The organism is Blastomonas sp. (genome assembly GCF_041747255.1).
Taxonomy (GTDB): Bacteria; Pseudomonadota; Alphaproteobacteria; order Sphingomonadales; family Sphingomonadaceae; genus Blastomonas.
In genome coordinates this window covers 1-7,464 of sequence record NZ_JBGTFM010000116.1, presented here as the reverse complement: position 1 = coordinate 7,464, position 7,464 = coordinate 1, and the positions used below count along the sequence as shown (strand labels likewise).

Genomic DNA, 7,464 nt, shown 5'->3' with positions numbered 1-7,464 from the left:
CCGTCGAGGCGGCATTGACGCCCACCACCTGGCCAGCGGTATCGATCGTTGGCCCGCCGCTGATCCCGCCCAGTGGTCCATCGCCGGCTGGCAGCCTGTCGCCCTCTGCCCAGGCGAAAATCGGTTCCTGCGGTCCGCCGGGCCCGCCACGCAAAGCCAGCGCCGCGCCGATGAAGCGCGACACGACGACCGTCGGCACCCCCGCCGGGAAACCCATGTGATAGCCATAATCGCCGCTCGCCGGGGCCTGATCGGCAACGCGCAGCGCAAATTGCGCCACTGGCCCGCTGCGGAGAATCGAGACATCGGCCTCGCGGCTTTCGAGCACATCGGTAATCGCCTCAACCCGGTTGTCACGCGCCAGCCCAAGCCGGTCGCAGCCGGTGGTGACATGCTGCGCGGTGAGCCATGCCCCGTCGCTGTCGACCGCAAAGGCCGTGCCCTGGCTGTCCTGCTGCGGCCCGGCCTCCGCGATGATGAAACTTTCGCCGATATCGGGCAGCGGGCGGCGCGGGCTGCGCGGGTCAAATTGCTGCACCGACAGGTCGCTGTCTCGCCAGCTATCATCGCTGCCGCTGAACCATAGCCACAGCAGCACCGCGCCGAGCACCCAGGGCAGGCAACCGCGCCGCGAGCCGGACGTGCGCCTGCTCATGACCTTCGGGATTGCACGGAACGAAACGACGGGTCGAGCATATTGGCAAGGCTAGTCAAAGCCGCGCGTTAATCAAGATGAAGCTTATTATGCGCTGCCGGATCCGAGCTAAACAGTATAACCTAAATCAAGAAAAATACGTTTCCTGAACAAATTCCGATATTGCTGTTCATTTAAAGTTAATCTCAACAGCATGCAAATATCTGTGCTAAAAATGTCACAAACTTAAGCATCTTTTGAAACGGGTGGAACCAGACTTGCGTCTCATTGGTTTCGCACCCGTCAGATCAACTAAAATAAGGACGCAAAACATATGACATCTCCCATCAAATCAACCGCCGTTTCGCTCATCGCGATGGCGATGCTTTCCACGCCTGCCTTCGCGCAGACAGTGAAAGAAGATTCAGATTTTGACGGCGTCTACATCGGTGGCCACGTTGGCTATGCGGCGCAGCCCAATGACGGCGGCGAACGCGTTTTGTTCGACACCACGGGCGACGGCAATTTCAACAACGTCGTGCGCACCACCACCGGTGCAGACGCATTTGGCCCAGGCTTCTGCCGGGGTCGTGCCAACGCCAACAATGCCGGCGCCGGTTGCATCACTGACCAGAACGGCCTCGATTATGGTATCCGCATCGGTGCCGACAAGCGCTACGGCAACTTCGTGCTCGGCGCGCTGATTGAGGGCAACCGTTCGGAAGCCAAGGATTTCGTATCCGCGTTCAGCTCAACGCCTGCCAACTACACGTTCACGCGTGAGCTTGACTATGCCATTTCGGCGCGTGCACGTGCTGGTTACACCCCCGGCGGCGGCATCTTGTTCTATGCAACCGGTGGCGCAAGCTACGGACGCATCGAGAACAGCTTCCAGACCTCGAATGGCGCCAATGCGTTCGCCAACAATGGCAACGACTGGTCGTGGGGCTATCAGGCAGGCGGAGGCGCTGAGGCGAAGATCGCTCGCAACATGAGCATCGGCATGGAATATCTGTACAACAGCTATACCAACGATGATTTTGTCGTGAATGTCAGCCGCGGCACCGCTCCTGCAACCAATCCGTTTCTGCTCGCCAGTGGGGAGACCGACATGCGCCGTAGCGACCGGAGCTTCAACTTCCACAGCCTGCGCGTGACGACGATGTTCCGCTTCTAATCCCGGACTTGCCATTTTAGTTGATGGCAGTTCACATCTTAAGCCCGCGTATCAGCCCCCTGATGCGCGGGCTTTTGATATCAGCCTGCCACCGCTGCGGCATTAAGCGCGGCCAATGCGATCTTCATCATCGCCAAAAACACCGCTGCGGCCAGTTCATTATCCTCAATGCGCTTGGCCAGGTTGCCGATCAACAGATCAATCGCACGGAAGGCAATGAGCTGCAGGATCAACGTCACGCTGCCCCAGATCAGCACGTCCCACACGTTGATTGAAGCAGCGAGGCAAAATGCCAGTGGCAGCGCCAGCCCGATCGCAGCGCCGCCTAGCGAGACGGCTGCCGCCATGTTGCCGCCCCTGATCAGCTCGAACTCGCGGTGCGGAGTGATCCACATATACAGCGCCAGCGCGACCGCCCACACCGCCGTCGCGGTGCCCAGATGTAGCATGAACACCGGCAGGCCGGTCATAAGGCTTTGGATCACGGGCATCGGATCGGTCATGTAGCATGTGTTGACGGCAAAACTGGCGTCGATCAAGCCTGATCGCGCATGTTTGCCTCGCCAGCCAGCCCCGGTTAAGCTGCGCGGCTGCATCTGCCAGCGCTTTCACCACGGAGAACTGCCTTGCCAATGACCGCTGCCCTTATGTTGATGCTGATCGCCCCGGTTCAGTCGGCCGGCACCGATGCGCGTCCGGTTGCCGGTGCAGAGCCATTCGGTCAGACGGCACGCGAGGTGATGACGGTGGCAGTACCCTTTGCCGACGAGGCGCGGTTCGATGCCTGCCTTGACCTCGCCACCGATGACCCGCCAAGCGGCATCACGGCTGCGAACGAGTGGCTGATCGAGGGCGGCGGCTATTTTGCGCGCCATTGCCTGGGCTTTGCTTATGCCAAGGATGGGCGCTGGGCCGCTGCTGCCGACAGCTTCACCACCGCCGCGCGCGAGGCGGAGCGCGCACAGGACAACCGCGCCACCAACCTTTGGACGCAGGCGGGCAATGCTGCGCTGGCATCAGGCGACCCAGAACGTGCGCTGACCCTGTTCGACGCGGCAATGGCACAGGGCATCGCTGCCGGGTTCATGCTGGGCGAACTGCATCTTGACCGGGCGCGCGCGCTGGTGATCGCCAATCGGCCCGACGAGGCCGAAGCCGCTTTTGCCGAGGCGCACCGGTTGGTGCCCGAAGACCCGCTGGCCTGGCTACACTCGGCGACGCTCGCGCGGCGACAGGGCAAGCTCGACCGCGCGCTGGCCGATATCGACTTCGCTGCGCGGCTCGCCCCGCGCGATCCCGAGGTCGCACTTGAGGCAGGGAACATTGCCGCGACGGCGGGGAATTATGACGTCGCGCGCCGCAACTGGACGCAGGCAATCGATATCCGCCCCGATGGCCCGATCGCCAAGACCGCGCGCGGCCATCTGGCGCAGCTCGATGAGGCTGCGGCATCACCACAAAACTAACGACCATCTCTCCCCTCCCGCAAGCGGGAGGGGAAATTAATGCCCAACCTCAATCCAGATAAAAGTCCACCGTCGTCACCACGCGGACCTTTTTATAAGGCGTATCGCTCACGCCCCAGCCACCGCCGGTATCGCCATCGCGCGATTCGACCGAGAAATAGCCTTGTGTCGCGCTCTTGATGCCGCCGACGCCGGTGCCGCTGTCCTTGGCGAACTGTTCGGCGGAGGCGCGGGCGTCCTTGGTCGCCTCGGCCACCATTGTCGGCTTGATGTCATTGAGCTTGGTGAAGCTGTAAGCCATGCCCGATCCTTCCTCCAGCACGACGCCGCGCTTGATCAGGTCGAACTGGCGCTTCACTGCAGCCTGCGCCTTGCTGATGTCGGTGGTGCGAAGCGACATGCGCTGGCGGATGGTGTAGGTGGTGCTGCCGTAATTGTTGTTGAACTGGGCAACGTTCGCGCCCGTAGGCTGCAGCGCATCGCCATCGAAACCCAGTTCGGTGAAGAAACCGCGCAGCGCCTTGGTATCGGCATCGATATCCGCTTGCGCGCCATTCAGATCGTCGCTCTGCGCCGAATAGGCGATGGTCCAGGTGGCAAGATCGGCGGTCACGTTCTTCTCGGCCAGCCCGCGTACGGTCACCGACCGGTCCGCCGCCTTGGCGCGCAGCAACCCGTCGCCCAACAGATAGCCACCCAGCACCATGCCCACCGCGAGCACGCCCGCGCTCGCCAGCAGCATATTGCTCGCTAGCCAGCCGCGTTTGCCTGAATGTTCCGTATCCCCGCCCTCAACCATTGCATTGTCCTTTCAAAGCCTCACGCGCCGCCTATATTCGGGCGAATCACCACCCCGACGACACCATTCAGCAATTAGCCTTTGTGCGATGAACCGTGTCTTAACTGCGATGAATTGAGCCACAGCATAATGACGAAATTTCTGCATACGATGATCCGCGTCACTGATCCTGAGGCCACGATCCGCTTTTTCAAACTCATCGGGCTTGAGGAGGTGCGTCGGTTTGACAGCGAGCAGGGACGCTTCACGCTGATCTTCCTCGCTGCCCCCGGACAAGCGGGCATCGCCGAGGTGGAGCTGACCCACAACTGGGACCCCGAAGATTACACCGGTGGGCGCAATTTCGGCCATCTCGCCTATCGCGTCGACAATGTCTACGAGACTTGCCAGCGGTTGATGGACGCCGGCGTCACAATCAACCGTCCGCCGCGCGATGGCCATATGGCCTTTGTCCGAAGCCCCGATGGAATTTCGGTCGAACTGCTGCAGGATGGGCACCTTGATCCTGCCGAACCTTGGGCGTCGATGCCCAATACCGGCGTATGGTGAGCGCTCTGGCGGCGTGACCTAATTGCGTGTATATTCTGCGCAACTCCGGGGGCGGATGACCAAAGGACAATGCCCATGCAACCTCTTTCACTTTCGCTTGGCCTTGCCATCGCCATGGCAGCAGCACCGCTGCTCGCCGCGGACAGCGGGCCCGATGATGTGCGCGCGACCACGCTCGCAGCCATCGACGAGCTGGATGAACGCGGCCAAAAGATCGCCCAGCGGTATCTGAAAGACCGCGTTGCGGGCGATCCGGTGCAGTGCATACCGCGAACCCGGCTTCGCCGTTCTACCGCCGCCAGCGACGATGTGCTGCTCTATGACGATGGATCGACGGTCTATGTCAACGCGCCCTATCTCGGTTGCCCGCGCGCCCGCGACCATACGCTGATCAATAGCACGCCCATCGGTCGTCTGTGTTCGGGGGATATTCTGCTGGTGCAGGATCTGGTGGCCCGCGTGCCCCTGGGCAGCTGCGCACTCGGCGAATTTGTGCCGTTCAAGCGGGTGAAGCGATAAGGCAGGCCCACCCCGGTTCAGCAGGCTGAACCTGCCCCTCCCGCAAGCGGGAGGGGAGAGCATTTGCGCGCCCCTTTTCCCCTCCCGCTTGCGGGAGGGGTGGCCGAAGGCCGGGCTGGGACTGACACCGCCTACGCAAACCCTGCCAAAAACGAGGCGACATTCGCGCCCAGCGCATCGACTGCATAGCCGCCCTCCATCGTGATCACCGTGGGCAGACCCAGCCCGGCGATGGCTTGCGCAATTGGCGTGTATTCCGCCGTTTGCAGCGCGAACTGCGAGATCGGGTCTCCGGCAAACGTGTCCGCGCCGAATGACACGCACAGCATATCTGCGCCAAAATCGCTGATCGCGCGCAAGCTGATGTCCAGCGCCGCGCGATAGGCATTCATATCAGTGCCGCGCGGCAGCGGCAGGTTGAGCGTTGCCCCCTCGCCTGCCCCCGTGCCGCGTTCATCGGCATGGCCCCAGAAAAACGGATAGTCGCTGGCAGGGTCGGCGTGGATCGAGACAAACAGCACGTCGCCGCGATCATAAAAGATATCCTGCGTGCCGTTGCCGTGGTGATAATCAATATCGAGGATCGCGATCCGCCCGCGCCCCGCTGCAATCGCGGCCTCAGCGGCAATCGCCACGTTGTTCAGGAAACAATAGCCTCCCAGATAATCCGCCCCACAATGGTGACCGGGCGGACGACACAGGGCGAAGGCCGCGCGCTCCCCGTCCATCACCGCCTCGGTCGCCGCCAGCGCCGACTGCGCGGCCCAATAGGCGCTGCCCCATGTGCCTGCTGCAATCGGGCTAGAGGCATCGAAGCTGAACTGGCCCAGATCGGCATCGATCCGGTTCAGGTTCAGCGGCCGCCGCCCGACCACCGGCCAGGCATAGCCGTGCGCATCACCGCTGCGCCCCGCCGCCACCCAGCGCGCGTGTGCGCCCTGCAGGAAATCGAGATACGCGTCGCCATGCACTCGCCGGATCGGCTCCATGCCGAAATCGCGCGGGGATTCGACCTGATCGAGCGCCGCCAGCACACTTTCCATCCGCCCGCGATGTTCGGCATAGGGCACATAGGCCCCGTTGTGCAGCTCAACCGCCGGCGCATGATCATGCTGCTGGGCATCGAAGAACGTCTTCATTGCGCAAACAGCTGGCGCAGAAACACGGTTTCCACCTCGCGCCGCAGATCATTGTTGGCCTTTTTCTGGAAGCCATGACCTTCATCGGCGAACAGCACATAGGCCGTGTCCACGCCGTTGCCGCGCAACGCCGCGACCACCTGATCGGATTCCGATTGCGGCACGCGCGGATCATTGGCCCCCTGCATCACCAGCATCGGCTTGGTGATCTTGCCGACATTGGCAAGCGGCGCAATCCGCCGGAACACCTTGAGCATCTCAGGGTCGCGCTCGTCGCCATATTCGGCGCGGCGGTTGTCGCGGCGATAGGCCTCGGTGTTTTTCAGAAAGCTGACAAAATCGCTGATGCCATAGCGCTCCACGCCGCCCACCAGCCGGTCCGAATAGAATGTCATGGTGGCAAGCGACATATAGCCGCCATAGGATTGACCGTAGACCGCGACCCGCGCCGCATCGAGGCCCGGCTGCGTACCGATCCAGTCGAGCAGGGCACCGATGTCCTTGACGCTGTCCTCGCGCAGCGGGCCGTTATCGAGGTTGAGGTAGCGCGTGCCATAGCCATCGGATCCGCGCACATTGGGCAAGATAACGACCGCACCCAGCACATCGGCAAAATACTGCGCGCCCGGGTTCCAAGACGGCCGCGTCTGCGCCTCCGGTCCGCCGTGGATGTCGATGATCACCGGCAGCTTCGCGTCAGGCGCGGCACCTTTGGGGCGATAGACCAGTGCAGGCACCGACAGTCCGTCAAAGCTCCTGAAGCGCACCAGCGATGGCTCGGCCAGCCGCGCCGGATCAAGCTCGCCCGGTTCAGACTGGGTCCAGCGGGTGAGCGCGCCGCTTGCCAGATCGTGGCTCCACACATCGCCTGCGGTGGTGGCGTTGGTCAGGCCGATCGCCAGCCGTCCGCCATCGGGCGCGAATTTCAGCGCGGTCAGCACGCCGCGCGGCAGCGCCGGGGCGGTGAGCTTGGCGCCAGTGGCAAGGTTCATCAGCACGACGCGCGAAAACCCGTCCTCGTTGATTGCATAAGCGAGTGTCTGGCCATCCTTCGCCAGATCATAGCTCTCGACATCCCACGCCACCTTGTCTGACACCTGTGTCATCGCGCCCGAGGCCAGGTCGATCCGCACCAGCCGCCGCACATCGCTGCCCGCGTTGGTGATGGTCAGGATCGCCTT

At 62.6% G+C, this 7,464-nt stretch carries 9 protein-coding genes; 4 read left to right on the top strand and 5 right to left on the bottom strand.

Annotated elements, in window-relative coordinates; genetic code table 11:
• Nucleotides 1–655 (bottom strand): serine protease (locus tag ACEW8G_RS04055; RefSeq protein WP_373487168.1); only part of this gene is annotated, 655 nt, incomplete at its 3' end.
• A gap of 313 nt (nucleotides 656–968) precedes the next feature.
• On the opposite strand from ACEW8G_RS04055, the gene ACEW8G_RS04050 reads away from it, so the two are divergent.
• Complete coding sequence (locus tag ACEW8G_RS04050) at nucleotides 969–1,811, top strand: outer membrane protein (protein ID WP_373487167.1); 843 nt, start codon at nucleotides 969–971, stop codon at nucleotides 1,809–1,811.
• Between the two features lie 80 nt (nucleotides 1,812–1,891).
• Here the strand turns inward: ACEW8G_RS04050 and ACEW8G_RS04045 are convergent, their stop codons facing one another.
• Nucleotides 1,892–2,314 (bottom strand): DUF350 domain-containing protein, encoded by a 423-nt coding sequence (locus ACEW8G_RS04045; RefSeq protein WP_373487166.1) that lies wholly within the window; start codon nucleotides 2,312–2,314, stop codon nucleotides 1,892–1,894.
• Between the two features lie 129 nt (nucleotides 2,315–2,443).
• Here ACEW8G_RS04045 and ACEW8G_RS04040 point away from each other — a divergent pair, with 129 nt between their 5' ends.
• On the top strand, nucleotides 2,444–3,277 hold the full coding sequence (locus ACEW8G_RS04040; RefSeq protein ID WP_373487165.1) for a tetratricopeptide repeat protein: 834 nt from the start codon (nucleotides 2,444–2,446) through the stop codon (nucleotides 3,275–3,277).
• A 49-nt stretch (nucleotides 3,278–3,326) separates the two neighbouring features.
• Here the strand turns inward: ACEW8G_RS04040 and ACEW8G_RS04035 are convergent, their stop codons facing one another.
• Entirely contained in the window at nucleotides 3,327–4,076 is a 750-nt protein-coding gene (locus tag ACEW8G_RS04035; RefSeq protein ID WP_373487164.1) for an SIMPL domain-containing protein, read from the bottom strand.
• A 129-nt stretch (nucleotides 4,077–4,205) separates the two neighbouring features.
• On the opposite strand from ACEW8G_RS04035, the gene ACEW8G_RS04030 reads away from it, so the two are divergent.
• Both ACEW8G_RS04030 and ACEW8G_RS04025 read left to right on the top strand, forming a co-directional pair.
• A complete protein-coding gene (locus ACEW8G_RS04030; RefSeq protein ID WP_373487163.1) occupies nucleotides 4,206–4,625 on the top strand; it encodes a VOC family protein in 420 nt (139 codons plus the stop codon).
• Between the two features lie 75 nt (nucleotides 4,626–4,700).
• A complete protein-coding gene (locus ACEW8G_RS04025; protein ID WP_373487162.1) occupies nucleotides 4,701–5,144 on the top strand; it encodes a hypothetical protein in 444 nt (147 codons plus the stop codon).
• A gap of 131 nt (nucleotides 5,145–5,275) precedes the next feature.
• Here the strand turns inward: ACEW8G_RS04025 and ACEW8G_RS04020 are convergent, their stop codons facing one another.
• Nucleotides 5,276–6,283 carry a histone deacetylase family protein gene (locus tag ACEW8G_RS04020; protein ID WP_373487161.1) on the bottom strand — a complete coding sequence of 336 codons (1,008 nt, stop codon included), beginning with the start codon at nucleotides 6,281–6,283 and terminating at the stop codon, nucleotides 5,276–5,278.
• A partial coding sequence (locus ACEW8G_RS04015; RefSeq protein ID WP_373487160.1) for a prolyl oligopeptidase family serine peptidase occupies nucleotides 6,280–7,464 on the bottom strand: 1,185 nt, incomplete at its 5' end. The genes ACEW8G_RS04015 and ACEW8G_RS04020, both read right to left, overlap by 4 nt.